At 66.0% G+C, this 12,745-nt stretch carries 15 protein-coding genes and 1 riboswitch; of the genes, 14 read left to right on the top strand and 1 reads right to left on the bottom strand.

Translation table 11 applies throughout. The annotated features are described in order from the left end of the window. Positions 1 to 299 precede the first annotated feature (299 nt). Positions 300 to 878 (bottom strand): hypothetical protein, encoded by a 579-nt coding sequence (locus B3361_RS06535; RefSeq protein ID WP_029887556.1) that lies wholly within the window; start codon positions 876 to 878, stop codon positions 300 to 302. A 155-nt stretch (positions 879 to 1,033) separates the two neighbouring features. Continuing rightward, positions 1,034 to 1,251: riboswitch (cobalamin riboswitch) on the top strand. Between the two features lie 121 nt (positions 1,252 to 1,372). On the opposite strand from B3361_RS06535, the gene cobO reads away from it, so the two are divergent. From cobO to B3361_RS06465, 14 genes are all read left to right on the top strand, one after another. Then, positions 1,373 to 1,984, top strand: a complete 612-nt coding sequence (cobO, locus tag B3361_RS06530) for a cob(I)yrinic acid a,c-diamide adenosyltransferase (RefSeq protein WP_154211982.1) — start codon at positions 1,373 to 1,375, stop codon at positions 1,982 to 1,984. Beyond that, a complete protein-coding gene (locus tag B3361_RS06525; RefSeq protein WP_029887558.1) occupies positions 1,981 to 3,276 on the top strand; it encodes a cobyrinate a,c-diamide synthase in 1,296 nt (431 codons plus the stop codon). The genes cobO and B3361_RS06525 overlap by 4 nt, the downstream gene beginning before the upstream one ends. After that, positions 3,273 to 3,923 carry a 5,6-dimethylbenzimidazole synthase gene (gene bluB / locus B3361_RS06520; RefSeq protein WP_154211983.1) on the top strand — a complete coding sequence of 217 codons (651 nt, stop codon included), beginning with the start codon at positions 3,273 to 3,275 and terminating at the stop codon, positions 3,921 to 3,923. Before B3361_RS06525 ends, bluB begins: the two co-directional genes overlap by 4 nt. After that, positions 3,920 to 4,828 carry an adenosylcobinamide-phosphate synthase CbiB gene (gene cbiB / locus B3361_RS06515; RefSeq protein WP_029887560.1) on the top strand — a complete coding sequence of 303 codons (909 nt, stop codon included), beginning with the start codon at positions 3,920 to 3,922 and terminating at the stop codon, positions 4,826 to 4,828. Before bluB ends, cbiB begins: the two co-directional genes overlap by 4 nt. Further along, positions 4,821 to 5,813, top strand: coding sequence for a threonine-phosphate decarboxylase CobD (gene cobD, locus B3361_RS06510; RefSeq protein WP_054882123.1), 993 nt, complete (start codon positions 4,821 to 4,823; stop codon positions 5,811 to 5,813). The genes cbiB and cobD overlap by 8 nt, the downstream gene beginning before the upstream one ends. Then, positions 5,810 to 7,264 carry a cobyric acid synthase gene (locus B3361_RS06505; protein ID WP_029887562.1) on the top strand — a complete coding sequence of 485 codons (1,455 nt, stop codon included), beginning with the start codon at positions 5,810 to 5,812 and terminating at the stop codon, positions 7,262 to 7,264. The genes cobD and B3361_RS06505 overlap by 4 nt, the downstream gene beginning before the upstream one ends. 1 nt (position 7,265) lies before the next feature. Beyond that, positions 7,266 to 7,787: a bifunctional adenosylcobinamide kinase/adenosylcobinamide-phosphate guanylyltransferase gene (cobU, locus tag B3361_RS06500; RefSeq protein ID WP_154211984.1), complete on the top strand. Its 522-nt coding sequence runs from the start codon at positions 7,266 to 7,268 to the stop codon at positions 7,785 to 7,787. Positions 7,788 to 7,848: 61 nt separating this feature from the next. Further along, positions 7,849 to 8,904: a nicotinate-nucleotide--dimethylbenzimidazole phosphoribosyltransferase gene (cobT, locus tag B3361_RS06495; protein ID WP_154211985.1), complete on the top strand. Its 1,056-nt coding sequence runs from the start codon at positions 7,849 to 7,851 to the stop codon at positions 8,902 to 8,904. Then, positions 8,901 to 9,467, top strand: coding sequence for a histidine phosphatase family protein (locus tag B3361_RS06490; RefSeq protein WP_054882120.1), 567 nt, complete (start codon positions 8,901 to 8,903; stop codon positions 9,465 to 9,467). The genes cobT and B3361_RS06490 overlap by 4 nt, the downstream gene beginning before the upstream one ends. 1 nt (position 9,468) lies before the next feature. Continuing rightward, the gene (locus B3361_RS06485; protein WP_154211986.1) at positions 9,469 to 10,197 is read left to right on the top strand and encodes an adenosylcobinamide-GDP ribazoletransferase; all 729 of its coding nucleotides are present in this window, start codon (positions 9,469 to 9,471) and stop codon (positions 10,195 to 10,197) included. 82 nt (positions 10,198 to 10,279) lie between these two features. Next, entirely contained in the window at positions 10,280 to 10,684 is a 405-nt protein-coding gene (locus B3361_RS06480) for a MarR family winged helix-turn-helix transcriptional regulator (protein ID WP_009686204.1), read from the top strand. Positions 10,685 to 10,746: 62 nt separating this feature from the next. Then, positions 10,747 to 11,949, top strand: coding sequence for an MFS transporter (locus B3361_RS06475; protein WP_029887568.1), 1,203 nt, complete (start codon positions 10,747 to 10,749; stop codon positions 11,947 to 11,949). After that, positions 11,946 to 12,068: a hypothetical protein gene (locus tag B3361_RS06470; RefSeq protein WP_256217120.1), complete on the top strand. Its 123-nt coding sequence runs from the start codon at positions 11,946 to 11,948 to the stop codon at positions 12,066 to 12,068. Before B3361_RS06475 ends, B3361_RS06470 begins: the two co-directional genes overlap by 4 nt. Before the next feature lie 45 nt (positions 12,069 to 12,113). Further along, positions 12,114 to 12,662, top strand: coding sequence for a glutathione peroxidase (locus B3361_RS06465; RefSeq protein WP_029887569.1), 549 nt, complete (start codon positions 12,114 to 12,116; stop codon positions 12,660 to 12,662). The last annotated feature ends 83 nt before the right edge of the window (positions 12,663 to 12,745 follow it).

The raw sequence follows: 12,745 nt of genomic DNA, 5'->3' as shown, positions 1-12,745 counted from the left end.
CCAGATCAAAAGCTGGGCAGGGTTTGGTTGCGTGGTGCGAAACCCACGAAAGCGCAGTTGTTGCTTCTGCTTTTTGCTTTTGCTTCTTAGCGCGCGGTAGTTCAGGCGCTGCAGATTGCGACTTCAGAAGCATGCCCGTAGCGAGGGGAACCCGGAGCGCAGCGTAGGGGCCGGATGACGGGAGCGGGCGGCTTTGGTTACTTTGGCCAAGACCAAAGTAACCCGCCGTAAGGGCGGAAAGGTGACTCGGCGCGGCCTACGCGAACGAATACCTATGCGGTTTCAACGCCCACGTTGTTTCAAGCCTGCTTCAGCAACAACGCCACCCCCGGAAAGTACTGCCCCAGCTCGTTATGCAACTTGCGGTACGCATACGGGAAGTACCAGGCCACCGCGCACGCGCTGTGTTTCTGCAAGTCGTCGACCATGTCCTGCAACTCTTCAGGGCTGGCGTGCTGGCCAGCTTTCCATGGGCTGATGAACAAAGCCCCTGCCTTCAACTGGCTGGGGTAGGCCACCTGCCGGGCGCGCACAGCGGTTTCCTGCAATGCAGCTGCCATGTCCAGCTTCGCCAGCCTTGGCCACCGCTGACCCACGCTCAGGTACAGCACTTGGTCAGCACTGCTGATCGACAGATCGCAGCGCCCCTCATGGTCACCTTCATCGCGCTGCTTCTTGCCGGCAAACTGCTGTAACGCCGCCAGCTCAGCCTCCCACGCCGCGGCTGCCAGCACCCCGGCATTGGCAGCCGCGCCGTGCCAGTAAGGTGCCTCGCCATCGCCGTAAAACTGGTTGCAACGGTCAATGCAGTCGACCCAGCGTTCCAGCACCGGGCCAAGGAACTCCAGGTTCGGGTTGTTGATGAGGTGGCCTCGCATGCTGCACTCTCCTTTTGTCATTGTGGTGGCGTACAGTCGCGCGTGATGGCTATGTGCTATCAGTGTGGCACAGCCTGGAGAATTGGCCAGCGTCGCCGCTTTGCAAGTTCGCACTCCCTGCCCACTCCGATTGACGCTCCCGGTACAACCCTCTAACCTTCGCGCGTGTTTCAGGTGCCCTGCCAGCCCCGACTGGGCAGGGTGAAACTGGGAAGCCGGTGGGCGCCAGCATGGCGCGAGTCCGGCGCTGCCCCCGCAACGGTAGGTGAGTCGCGGCCGCGCAGGGCCACTGGGTGTTTACCCGGGAAGGCGCGCAGGCCAGGGCCAAGGCCCCCTCACAAGCCCGGAGACCGGCCTGATATCTGCCAACGGCATCACGGAGGGTGATGCGCGGTGCACCGTGGCCCCTTGCCATGGCCCCTGCGCGTTCTCCGTCTGTCTGCCTACTCTTTATTGCCGCGCGTTGCCGTGGTGACAGCCAGCGGAGAACCCTGATGAGCGAACCCACCGAACGCGACGAACGCCACTTGGCGCGCATGCAGCGCAAGAAGGCAGTCATCGACGAACGTATCGCCAGCTCCCCCAACGAATGCGGCCTGCTGCTGGTGCTGACTGGCAATGGCAAAGGCAAGAGCAGCTCGGCCTTCGGCATGCTTGCGCGGGCCTTGGGCCATGGCATGCAGTGTGGTGTGGTGCAGTTCATCAAAGGCCGCAACAGCACCGGTGAAGAGCTGTTCTTCCGCCGCTTCCCCGAGCAGGTGCGCTACCACGTGATGGGCGAAGGCTTCACCTGGGAAACCCAGGACCGCCAGCGCGACATCGCCGCCGCCGAAGCCGCCTGGGCGGTGTCCCGTCAGCTGCTGCAGGACCCCAGCGTGCAGTTCGTGGTGCTGGACGAGCTGAACATCGCCCTCAAGCACGGCTACCTCGACCTTGACCAGGTCCTGTCCGACATCCAGGCCCGGCCGCCGATGCAGCATGTGATCGTCACTGGCCGCGGGGCCAAGCCTGAAATGGTCGAGCTGGCCGACACCGTGACCGAGATGGGCATGCTCAAGCACGCCTTCCAGGCCGGCATCCGCGCACAGAAAGGCGTAGAGCTGTGAGCCAGGCGCGCCACTGCCCAGCCGTGCTGATCGCGGCTCCCGCCTCCGGCCAGGGCAAGACCACCGTCACCGCCGCACTGGCCCGCCTGCACCGTAACCGCGGGCGCAAGGTGCGGGTGTTCAAGTGCGGGCCGGACTTTCTTGACCCCATGATTCTGGAGCGGGCCAGTGGCGCGCCGGTGTACCAGCTGGACCTGTGGATGATCGGCGCGGAGGAAAGCCGCCGGCTGTTGTGGGAAGCGGCAGGGGAGGCCGACCTGATCCTGATCGAAGGGGTGATGGGGTTGTTCGATGGCACCCCCTCCAGTGCCGACCTGGCACGCCATTTCGGAGTGCCGGTGCTGGCAGTGATCGACGGCACGGCCATGGCCCAGACCTTCGGCGCGCTGGCCCTGGGCCTGGCGCGCTACCAGGCCGACCTGCCGTTTGCCGGGGTGCTGGCCAACCGGGTCGGCAGCCTGCGCCACGCACAGCTGCTGGAAGGCAGCCTGACCGAAGGCTTGCGCTGGTATGGCGGGTTGTCCCGCGAGCGTGGCATCGAATTGCCCAGCCGGCACCTGGGCCTGGTCCAGGCCAGCGAACTGAACGATCTCGATGCCCGCCTGGACGCCGCCGCCGAAGCATTGGGGGCCAGTTGCGATGCGGCGCTGCCGCCACCGGTGTGCTTTGCCGAGCCGGCAGTACACGCCTGCGCAGCCTCGCTGGCCGGTGTGCGTATCGGCGTGGCACGCGACGAGGCTTTTGCCTTCACCTACGGTGCCAACCTCGACCTGCTGCGCAGCCTGGGTGCCCAACTGGCCTTCTTCTCGCCGCTGCACGACCGCGAACTGCCTGCGGTAGACAGCCTGTACCTGCCAGGTGGCTACCCCGAATTGCACCATCACGGGCTGGCGGCGAACGCGCCGATGTGCGCAGCGATCCGCGCCCACCATGCCCAGGGCAAGCCGCTGCTGGCCGAATGTGGCGGCATGCTGTACCTGCTCGAGGCGTTGACCGACGTGGCCGGCGAGCGCGCCGAACTGCTCGGCCTGCTGCCAGGGGAGGCGACCATGCAGAAGCGCCTGGCGGCCTTGGCCTTGCAGGCAGTGGAGTTGCCGGAAGGCACCTTGCGCGGGCACACCTACCACCATTCCCTGACCACGACCGGGCTGGACCCGATTGCCCGCGGCCTGAGCCCCAACGGCGGCCGCGGCAATGAAGCGGTGTACCGGATCGGGCGGCTGACCGCCTCCTATGTGCATTTCTATTTCCCCTCCAACCCGCCTGCGGCGGCGGCACTGTTACGGCCATGAGCGAACACGCCTTCAGCGCCGCCGAGCGCGCTGCCATCTACCGGGCCATCGGCGAGCGCCGCGATATGCGCCATTTCGCGGGTGGGGAGGTGGCGCCGGCTGTGCTGGCTCGCCTGCTGGCCGCTGCCCACCAGGCGCCGAGCGTCGGGCTCATGCAGCCCTGGCGTTTCATTCGTATCACCCGGCGTGAACTGCGCGGGCAGATCCAGGCCTTGGTCGAGGCGGAGCGGGTGCGCACTGCCCAGGCCCTGCGCGAGCGCTCCGACGCGTTCATGAAACTGAAGGTGGAAGGCATCAACGACTGTGCCGAGGTGCTGGTGGCGGCCTTGATGGACAACCGCGAGCCGCACATCTTCGGTCGCCGTACCCTCCCTGAAATGGACCTGGCGTCGCTGGCCTGTGCCGTTCAGAACCTGTGGCTGGCAGCACGTGGTGAAGGCCTGGGCATGGGCTGGGTGTCGCTGTTCGACCCGCAGGCCCTGGCGGACCTGCTGGGTATGCCGGCGGGGGCCAAACCGGTGGCAGTGCTGTGCCTGGGGCCGGTTACGGCGTTCTACCCGGCGCCCATGCTGGTCCAGGAAAACTGGGCCCAGCAGCGGCCCTTGAGTGAAATGCTGTTCGAAAACCAATGGGGAGAGTGCCAATGAGCGTGGCTATGCTGACCGTGGCTGGCGTGGCCTTGGATGCGTTGCTGGGCGAGCCGCAGCGCCGCCACCCACTGGTGGCTTTCGGCAACATGGCCAATCACCTGGAGCGGCGCCTGAATGCCGGTGGTCGCGGTTGGCGCAGCCACGGTGTCAGCGCCTGGTTTCTGGCCGTGGTGCCGCTGACCCTGGTGGCGCTGGTGCTGTCCTGGCTGCCCTGCATTGGCTGGCTGGTTGATGTGCTGGCGTTGTACTGCGCTGTGGGGCTGCGCAGCCTGGGCGAACATGTGCTGCCAGTGGCTCAGGCGTTGCGCCAGGGCGACCTGGACGAAGCGCGGCGCCGGGTAGGTTTTCTGGTCAGCCGTGAAACCCGCGAGCTGGACGCGCCTGCGGTAGCGCGGGCAGCCACCGAGTCGGTGCTGGAAAATGGCAGCGACGCTGTATTCGCTGCGCTGTTCTGGTTCGTGGTGGCCGGTGCGCCGGGCGTGGTGTTGTACCGCCTGAGCAATACCCTCGATGCCATGTGGGGTTACCGCAATGCGCGTTTCGAGCGCTTTGGGTGGTGCGCAGCGCGCATCGACGACGTGCTCAACTATATTCCCGCCAGGCTGGTGGCGCTGACGTATGCGCTGCTCGGCAAAACCCGTGTGGCCCTGGCCTGCTGGCGCAAGCAGGGCCCCTTGTGGGACAGCCCCAACGCCGGCCCGGTCATGGCGGCCGGTGCAGGTGCGTTAGGTGTCGAACTCGGCGGCCCGGCGGTGTACCACGGCGAGCTGCACGAGCGGCCACGCCTGGGCGAGGGGCCGGCGGCCGATGCCGACGCCATCGAGCGTGGCTGGAACCTGGTGCAGCGCGGCGTATGGCTGTGGTTGCTGGTGATTTGCCTGGGGGCCTACCTGGATGCTTGAACACGGCGGTCGCCTGCTGCGTGCAGTGCACCAATACGGGATTGCCCGTGAGCACTGGCTGGACCTGTCCAGCGGCATCGCGCCGTGGGCGTTTCCCATTCCGCCCATTCCTGTTGAAGCCTGGGCCCGCTTGCCGGAAACCGAGGACGGCCTGGAAGCGGCCGCGCGCCGCTATTACGGCGCCAGCCAGGTATTGCCAGTCGCTGGCTCGCAGGCCGCGATCCAGGCCTTACCGCTGCTGCGTGCCAGCGGACGGGTCGGGGTGCTGGGCCCCTGCTATGCCGAGCACCCCCATGCCTGGCAAAGGGCGGGGCACCAGTTGCTCGAGTTGGACGAAACACAGGTCGAGGCCGCACTCGACGGCCTCGACGTGCTGGTGCTGGTCAACCCCAACAACCCCACAGGGCGCCGCGTGCCCCGTGAGCAGCTGCTGGCCTGGCACGCCCGGCTGGCTGCGCGCGGTGCCTGGCTGCTGGTGGATGAAGCCTTCATGGACAACACCCCCGCAGACAGCGTGGTGGATTGCAGCGTACGCCCTGGTCTGATCGTATTGCGCTCGTTCGGTAAATTCTTCGGCCTGGCCGGCGTGCGCCTCGGTTTCGTGGCGGCCGAGCACAGCCTGCTGTTGCGCCTGGCCGAGTTGCTTGGCCCGTGGACCGTCAACGGCCCGACCCGGGTGTTGGCCCAAGTCAGCCTGGCTGACCAGGCCGCGCAGCGTGCCCAAACCGAACGCTGTGCCGCCGCCAGCCAGCGACTGGCGGCAATGCTGCACAGCGCAGGCCTGACGCCCACCGGCGGCTGTGACCTGTTCCAGTATGTACGCAGCCCAGGCGCAGCCCACCTGCACGACTTTCTCGCCCGTCGCGGCATTCTGGTGCGGCTGTTCGAGCAGCCTGCCGCAGTACGCCTGGGGCTGCCCGCCAGCCTGGCAGATGAGCAACGCCTGGCCCAGGCCCTGGCGGCCTACCAAAAGGAAACGGCATGACCACCCTCATGGTGCAAGGCACCACCTCCGACGCCGGCAAAAGCACGCTGGTAACTGCATTGTGCCGCTGGCTGTTGCGCCAGGGTGTGGGTGTGGTGCCGTTCAAACCGCAGAACATGGCGCTGAACAGTGCCGTAACCGCCGATGGCGGTGAAATTGGCCGCGCCCAGGCGGTGCAGGCCCAGGCGTGCCGGCTGGCGCCGCACACCGACATGAACCCGGTATTGCTCAAGCCCAACAGTGATACCGGCGCCCAGGTGATCATCCATGGGCGTGCCGTCACCAGCATGAACGCGGTGGCCTACCACGACTACAAAGCTGTCGCCATGCAGGCAGTGCTGGCCTCGCACCAGCGCCTGAGCGCTGCCTGGCCGGTGGTCATGGTCGAGGGCGCGGGGTCGCCGGCAGAAATCAACCTGCGCGCGGGCGACATCGCCAACATGGGCTTTGCCGAAGCGGTCGACTGCCCGGTGATCCTGGTCGCGGACATCAACCGTGGTGGCGTGTTCGCCCACCTGGTGGGCACGCTGGAACTGCTGTCGCCCAGTGAGCAGGCGCGGGTGCAGGGCTTTGTGATCAACCGCTTCCGTGGCGACATCGCGCTGCTGCAACCAGGGCTGGACTGGCTGGAGGCACGCACCGGCAAGCCGGTGCTGGGCGTGTTGCCCTACGTCACCGACCTGCACCTTGAAGCCGAAGATGGCATCGACATGCGCCAGGGCCGCAAGCAGGACCGCGTGCTCAAGGTGATCGTGCCGGTGCTGCCGCGTATCAGCAACCACACCGACTTCGACCCTTTGCGCCTGCATCCGCAGGTAGACCTGCAATTTATCGGCCCTGGCCAGGCGATTCCGGCTGCCGACCTGATCATCCTGCCTGGCTCGAAAAGCGTCCGCGGCGATCTGGCACAGCTGCGCGAGCGCGGTTGGGACAAGGCGATCGAACGCCACCTGCGCTATGGCGGCAAACTGATCGGAATTTGTGGCGGCCTGCAGATGCTCGGCCATGAAGTGCATGACCCGCTGGGGCTTGAAGGGGCTGCCGGTTCAAGCCGCGGGTTGGGCTTGTTCGACTACGCCACCGTGCTCGAAGCCCAGAAGCAGTTGCGTAATGTCACCGGCACGCTGAACCTCGAGGCTGCGGCGGTGAGCGGTTATGAGATCCATGCGGGTGTCACCCGCGGCCCGGCCCTGGCGCAGCCTGCCGTGCAGTTGGCCGATGGCCGCAGCGACGGTGCCATCAGCGACGACGGGCAGGTGCTGGCCACGTACCTGCATGGGCTGTTCGAAGGCAGCCATTCATGTGCCGCCCTGCTGCGCTGGGCGGGCCTGGACGATGTGCAGGTCATTGACTACGAAGCCCTGCGTGAACGTGACATCGAGCGCCTGGCCGACCTGGTGGACGCGCACCTGAACACCACCTTGTTGCGCCAACTGTGCGGGGTGGCCTGACATGCGCAGCCTGATCCTCGGCGGTGCCCGTTCGGGCAAAAGCCGCCTGGCCGAGCAATGGGCCACTGCCAGCGGCCTGCCCGTGACCTACATTGCCACCAGCCAGCCGCTGGACGGTGAAATGAACGAGCGGGTAGCGCTGCACCGGCAACGACGCCCTGCCGCCTGGGGTTTGATCGAAGAGCCCCTGGCATTGGCGGCGGTATTGCGCGCAGAAGCGGCCGAGGGGCGTTGCCTGCTGGTGGATTGCCTGACCCTGTGGCTGACCAACCTGCTGATGCTGGAGGATGACCAACGCCTGGTCCACGAGCGTGATGCGCTGCTCGATTGCCTCGAGCAACTGCCTGGCACGGTTATCCTGGTCAGTAACGAAACCGGCCTGGGGGTGGTGCCCATGGGCGAGCTGACCCGGCGTTATGTCGACCTGGCCGGCTGGATGCATCAGGCGGTGGCCGAGCGCTGTCAACGCGTGGTGTTGACGGTTGCCGGGTTGCCATTGGTGCTCAAGGGCGCCGCGCCATGACCCAGCCATGCACCGTGCAACCCCCACTACCCATTGTCCAACCCTGAACAGGCTTCCCCCGATGATCCAACCCTGGTGGCAAACCCCCTGCCAACCCCTCGACAACGCCGCCATGGACCAGGCCCGCGCGCGTCAGCAGCAACTGACCAAACCTGCCGGCTCGCTTGGCCAGCTGGAAGGCCTGGCCATTCAGCTGGCCGGTTTGCAGGGGCAGGAACGCCCCGTGCTGGACCAGCTGGCCATCACCATTTTTGCTGGTGACCACGGTGTGGTCGAGGAAGGCATCTCGGCCTACCCGCAGGCGGTAACCGGGCAGATGCTGTGCAATTTCGTCGGCGGTGGCGCGGCAATCAGTGTGCTGGCGCGGCAACTGCACGCCAGCCTGGAGGTGGTCGATCTCGGCACCGTCGACCTACAGCTGGAACTGCCCGGCGTGCGCCATTTGCGCCTGGGGGCCGGTACCGCGAACTTTGCCCGGCAGCCGGCGATGACCGAAGACCAGCTGCTGGCAGCCCTGCAGGCGGGCCGCGACAGCGCCTTGCGCGCGGCCGAACAGCGTGCGCAGTTGTTCATTGGTGGCGAGATGGGCATCGGCAACACGACTGCCGCGGCTGCCGTGGCCAGCGCCTTGCTGGGCTGCCCGGCGGCACAGCTGAGCGGGCCTGGTACCGGCCTGGACAACGCGGGTGTGCGGCACAAGGCGCAGGTCATCGAACAGGCGTTGCGCCTGCATGGCCTGCGGGCTGACGCGCCGTTGCAGGCATTGGGGTGCGTTGGCGGGTTCGAGATCGCTGCCCTGGTCGGCGCCTATATCGGCTGCGCGCAGTCGGGTGTCGCAGTACTGGTCGATGGCTTCATCTGCAGCGTTGCTGCGCTGGTGGCGGTGCGCCTGAACCCGCAGTGCCGGGCCTGGCTGCTGTTCGCTCACGAAGGTGCCGAGCCTGGGCACAAGGCCCTGCTCGCGGCGCTGCAGGCCGAGCCGTTGCTGGCCCTGGGCCTGCGCCTGGGCGAGGGCAGTGGCGCCGCATTGGCGGTACCGCTGTTACGCCTGGCGTGTGCGCTGCATGGGCAAATGGCGACCTTTGCCGAAGCCGCTGTGGCGGACCGCCCGGCATGATCCTCGACCTGCTGCGCCACGGCGAAACCGAGCAGGGCGGGCTGCGTGGCAGCCTGGATGACGCGCTGACCGACCAAGGCTGGGCCCGGATGCGCAGTGCCGTGGCCGGTGCCGGCCCGTGGCAGGTGTTGGTCAGCTCGCCGCTGCAGCGCTGTGCGCGGTTTGCCGATGAGCTGGGTGCGCACCTGAATTTGCCGGTGTGCCGGGTGCCTGCCCTGCAAGAACTGCACTTTGGTGACTGGGAAGGCCGCAGCGCCGCACAGATCATGCAAGACCAGGCCGATGCGCTGGGGCAGTTCTGGGCAGACCCCTACGCCTTCACGCCGCCTAACGGCGAGCCGGTGCACGCCTTTGCGGCACGGGTGCTGGCGGCGGTCGAGGGGTTGTACCAGCAGCACGCCGGCAAGCGTGTGCTGCTGGTCACCCATGGTGGGGTGATGCGCCTGCTGCTGGCGCGTGCTCGCGGCTTGCCCAGGCACCAACTGTTGCAGGTCGAGGTCGGGCATGGTGCCTTGGTCCGCTTGTTGGTGAGTGAGGGCGGGCTATTGGTCGAGGAAGGTTGAGATGCTGCCGTTGCCGTTCTGGATTGCCTTGCAGTTTCTCAGCAGCTTGCCGGTGAGCCTGCCGGGCATGCCCGCCGGCCGTGAGGTGGGCCGTTCGCTGCTCTATTACCCGCTGGTCGGGCTGCTGTTCGGGTTGCTGTTGTGGCTGGCAAGCCACCTGCTGCAGGGCACGCCGGCGCCGCTGCACGCGGCGTTGCTGTTGGCACTGTGGGTGCTGCTCAGCGGGGCCTTGCACCTGGACGGGCTGGCCGACAGTGCGGACGCCTGGCTGGGCGGCTTTGGCGACCGCGAGCGCACGTTGCGGATCATGAAAGACCCACGCAGCGGGCCAATGGCCGTGGTAACCCTGGTACTGGTGCTGTTGCTGAAGTTCTGTGCCCTTTGGGTGCTGGTCGAGCAGGGCGTCACTGCCCACCTGCTGCTGGCGCCGCTGCTGGGGCGGGCGGCGATGCTGGGTTTGTTTCTGTGCACCCCATACGTGCGGCCAGGTGGCCTGGGGCAGGCATTGGCGGAGCATCTGCCACGGCGCGCCGCGGGCTGGGTACTGCTGGGTTGTGCGCTGTTTTGCCTGTGGCTGGGCGGGTGGAGCGTGGTGCTGGCGCTGGCGGTATTTGCCTGGCTGCGGCAGCTCATGCGCCGACGCCTGGGTGGCACAACGGGCGATACGGCCGGGGCGCTGCTGGAACTGCTTGAGCTGGCGGTGGTGCTTGGCATGGCGCTGGGGCTCTGAGCATCGTGTCACCCAAGCGTCGCCTCGCCCGGCGCCATGAAACTTCTTGCAACAGGCAACACGCGGGTATATACACGTATCCATGCTGACCAGTGAATGCCTTTGTATCCATTTGCGCCGTGCTGCCCGAGGGGTGACCCGGCATTACGACGAAGCCCTTGCCGGCTTCGGGGTGAATGTCGCCCAGTTTTCGCTGTTACGGCACCTGCAGCGCCTTGAGCGTCCCAGCATCACAACCCTGGCCGAGGCCATGGGGCTGGAGCGCAGTACGTTGGGCCGCAACCTGCGTGTGCTGCAGGCTGAGGGCTTGGTAGCCCTGGCCGAGGGCGATGACCAGCGTAACCGTGAGGTGTTGCTGACCGCAGCCGGCAAGCAGTTGCTGCAAGCTGCCCACCCTGCCTGGGAGCAGGCGCAAGCCGATTTGGTGGAACGCCTGGGGGGCGGGCAGCGTGATCAACTGGTGCGCCTGCTGAACCAGCTGGCCTGAAATGATACGACCATAAGCGGGTATATACCCGTAAACCTTGCGATGTGCTGGAGATAACGATAATGACATCGGTGTGGCGAACCAGCGGATGGGTATTGGTGGGGGCAGCGTTGATTCTGGCGTTGTCATTGGGTGTTCGGCACGGTTTCGGCCTGTTCCTGGCGCCCATGAGCGCCGATTTTGGCTGGGGCCGTGAGGTGTTTGCCTTCGCCATTGCCTTGCAGAACCTGATCTGGGGGCTGGCGCAACCCTTTGCTGGCGCCTTGGCCGACCGCCTGGGCGCGGCCCGGGTGGTGATCATCGGCGGTATTCTTTATGCCGTGGGGTTGGTCCTGATGGGCACGGCCGACTCGGCCTGGTCGTTGTCGCTGAGTGCGGGCTTGCTGATTGGTATCGGCCTCTCCGGCACTTCGTTTTCGGTGATCCTCGGTGTGGTCGGGCGGGCTGTGCCGGCCGACAAGCGCAGCATGGCCATGGGCATCGCCAGCGCCGCAGGTTCGTTCGGCCAGTTCGCCATGTTGCCGGGTACCCTGGGCCTCATCCAGTGGCTGGGTTGGTCGGCGGCCCTGTTGGTATTGGGGCTGCTGGTGGCATTCATCGTGCCTTTTGTGGGCCTGCTGCGCGACCGCCCATTGCCCAGCCATGGTGCCGAGCAGACGCTGGGCCAGGCGTTGCGTGAAGCGTGTTCGCATCCTGGGTTCTGGCTCCTGGCGTTGGGCTTCTTCGTCTGCGGTTTCCAGGTGGTATTCATCGGCGTGCACCTGCCGGCCTACCTGGTTGACCAGCATCTGCCCGCGAGTACCGGTACCACGGTGCTGGCGCTGGTTGGGCTGTTCAATATTGTCGGCACCTTCACGGCTGGCTGGCTGGGTGGGCGTATGTCCAAACCGCGCTTGCTGACCGGGCTGTACCTGCTGCGGGCGGTGGTGATCGTGCTGTTCCTGTGGGCGCCGGTGACTCAGTTCAGTGCCTACCTGTTCGGTATCGCCATGGGGCTGCTGTGGTTGTCTACCGTGCCGCTGACCAATGGCACCGTGGCGACCGTGTTCGGGGTGCGCAACCTTTCCATGCTGGGCGGTATCGTGTTCCTGTTCCACCAGCTGGGTGCGTTCCTGGGGGGCTGGCTGGGTGGGGTGGTGTACGACCGCACGGGCAGCTATGACCTGGTGTGGCAGATCTCCATCCTGCTCAGCGTGTTGGCTGCCGCCCTGAACTGGCCGGTACGCGAACGCCCGGTCGCCCGCTTGCAGGCGCAGGCAGCATGAGCCGCTATTGGGTTCGCGGGCTGCTGGCTGTTGCCGGAATATTGCTGCTGGCGCTGGTGTGGTGGGGCTGGCACCGCGGGGGCTTGGCGTTGATGCAGTTGGGCATGAGCGTCTGTTAGGCGCTACCCTGCAAGCTCAAGGCTCGGATTGCGGGAGCAACAGACATGCGTATACAGGGGTTGACGGTGACGGTGCTGGGCTTGCTGGCCAGTGCGTCGAGCTGGGCGGCCGATTGCCCGGCGTTATTGCAGGGCAGCTTGCCGGAATTGCGGGGCAAGGGGCAGATCGAGCTGTGCGAGCGGTTTGCCGGTAAGCCTCTGGTGGTGGTGAACACCGCCAGTTACTGTGGTTTTGCGCCGCAGTTCGAGGGGCTTGAAGCAACGTACAAGGCGTATCACGAACAGGGCCTGGAGATGTTGGGTGTGCCGTCCAATGACTTCAAGCAGGAAGACGCCGATAGCGAGAAGACGGCCAAGGTGTGCTATGCCAATTACGGTGTGACGTTCACCATGACCAAGGCTCAGCCGGTTCGGGGCAAGGATGCGATTCCGTTGTTCGTTGAATTGGCCAACCAGAGCAGTGCGCCGAAGTGGAATTTCTACAAATATGTGGTTGATCGCAAGGGCAAGGTGATTGGTAATTTTTCCAGCCTGACCAAGCCGGATGATCCGGCGTTCCGGGCGGCTATCGAGAAGGCTATTGCGGCGCAGTGATGGAGGGTTATTGCGTAGCTTGAAAGCTTGAAAGCTTTTTGGCGCTGGTTTTGGTGGCGCGAAAACTCCAGCTGCGATAGCGA

The organism is Pseudomonas sp. UBA6699 (assembly GCF_002454615.1).
GTDB lineage: Bacteria > Pseudomonadota > Gammaproteobacteria > Pseudomonadales > Pseudomonadaceae > Aquipseudomonas > Aquipseudomonas juntendi.
The sequence above is the reverse complement of the archived record's forward strand: the minus strand, read 5'-3'. Positions and strand labels throughout refer to the sequence as shown.

What these genes read in the sequence shown, in the direction of transcription:
- B3361_RS06535 (WP_029887556.1), bottom strand. Translation starts at nt 878, where the DNA reads ATGCGAGGCCACCTCATCAACAACCCGAACCTGGAGTTCCTTGGCCCG.
- cobO (WP_154211982.1), top strand. Translation starts at nt 1,373, where the DNA reads ATGAGCGAACCCACCGAACGCGACGAACGCCACTTGGCGCGCATGCAG.
- bluB (WP_154211983.1), top strand. Translation starts at nt 3,273, where the DNA reads ATGAGCGAACACGCCTTCAGCGCCGCCGAGCGCGCTGCCATCTACCGG.
- cbiB (WP_029887560.1), top strand. Translation starts at nt 3,920, where the DNA reads ATGAGCGTGGCTATGCTGACCGTGGCTGGCGTGGCCTTGGATGCGTTG.
- cobD (WP_054882123.1), top strand. Translation starts at nt 4,821, where the DNA reads ATGCTTGAACACGGCGGTCGCCTGCTGCGTGCAGTGCACCAATACGGG.
- B3361_RS06505 (WP_029887562.1), top strand. Translation starts at nt 5,810, where the DNA reads ATGACCACCCTCATGGTGCAAGGCACCACCTCCGACGCCGGCAAAAGC.
- cobU (WP_154211984.1), top strand. Translation starts at nt 7,266, where the DNA reads ATGCGCAGCCTGATCCTCGGCGGTGCCCGTTCGGGCAAAAGCCGCCTG.
- cobT (WP_154211985.1), top strand. Translation starts at nt 7,849, where the DNA reads ATGATCCAACCCTGGTGGCAAACCCCCTGCCAACCCCTCGACAACGCC.
- B3361_RS06490 (WP_054882120.1), top strand. Translation starts at nt 8,901, where the DNA reads ATGATCCTCGACCTGCTGCGCCACGGCGAAACCGAGCAGGGCGGGCTG.
- B3361_RS06485 (WP_154211986.1), top strand. Translation starts at nt 9,469, where the DNA reads ATGCTGCCGTTGCCGTTCTGGATTGCCTTGCAGTTTCTCAGCAGCTTG.
- B3361_RS06480 (WP_009686204.1), top strand. Translation starts at nt 10,280, where the DNA reads ATGCTGACCAGTGAATGCCTTTGTATCCATTTGCGCCGTGCTGCCCGA.
- B3361_RS06475 (WP_029887568.1), top strand. Translation starts at nt 10,747, where the DNA reads ATGACATCGGTGTGGCGAACCAGCGGATGGGTATTGGTGGGGGCAGCG.
- B3361_RS06470 (WP_256217120.1), top strand. Translation starts at nt 11,946, where the DNA reads ATGAGCCGCTATTGGGTTCGCGGGCTGCTGGCTGTTGCCGGAATATTG.
- B3361_RS06465 (WP_029887569.1), top strand. Translation starts at nt 12,114, where the DNA reads ATGCGTATACAGGGGTTGACGGTGACGGTGCTGGGCTTGCTGGCCAGT.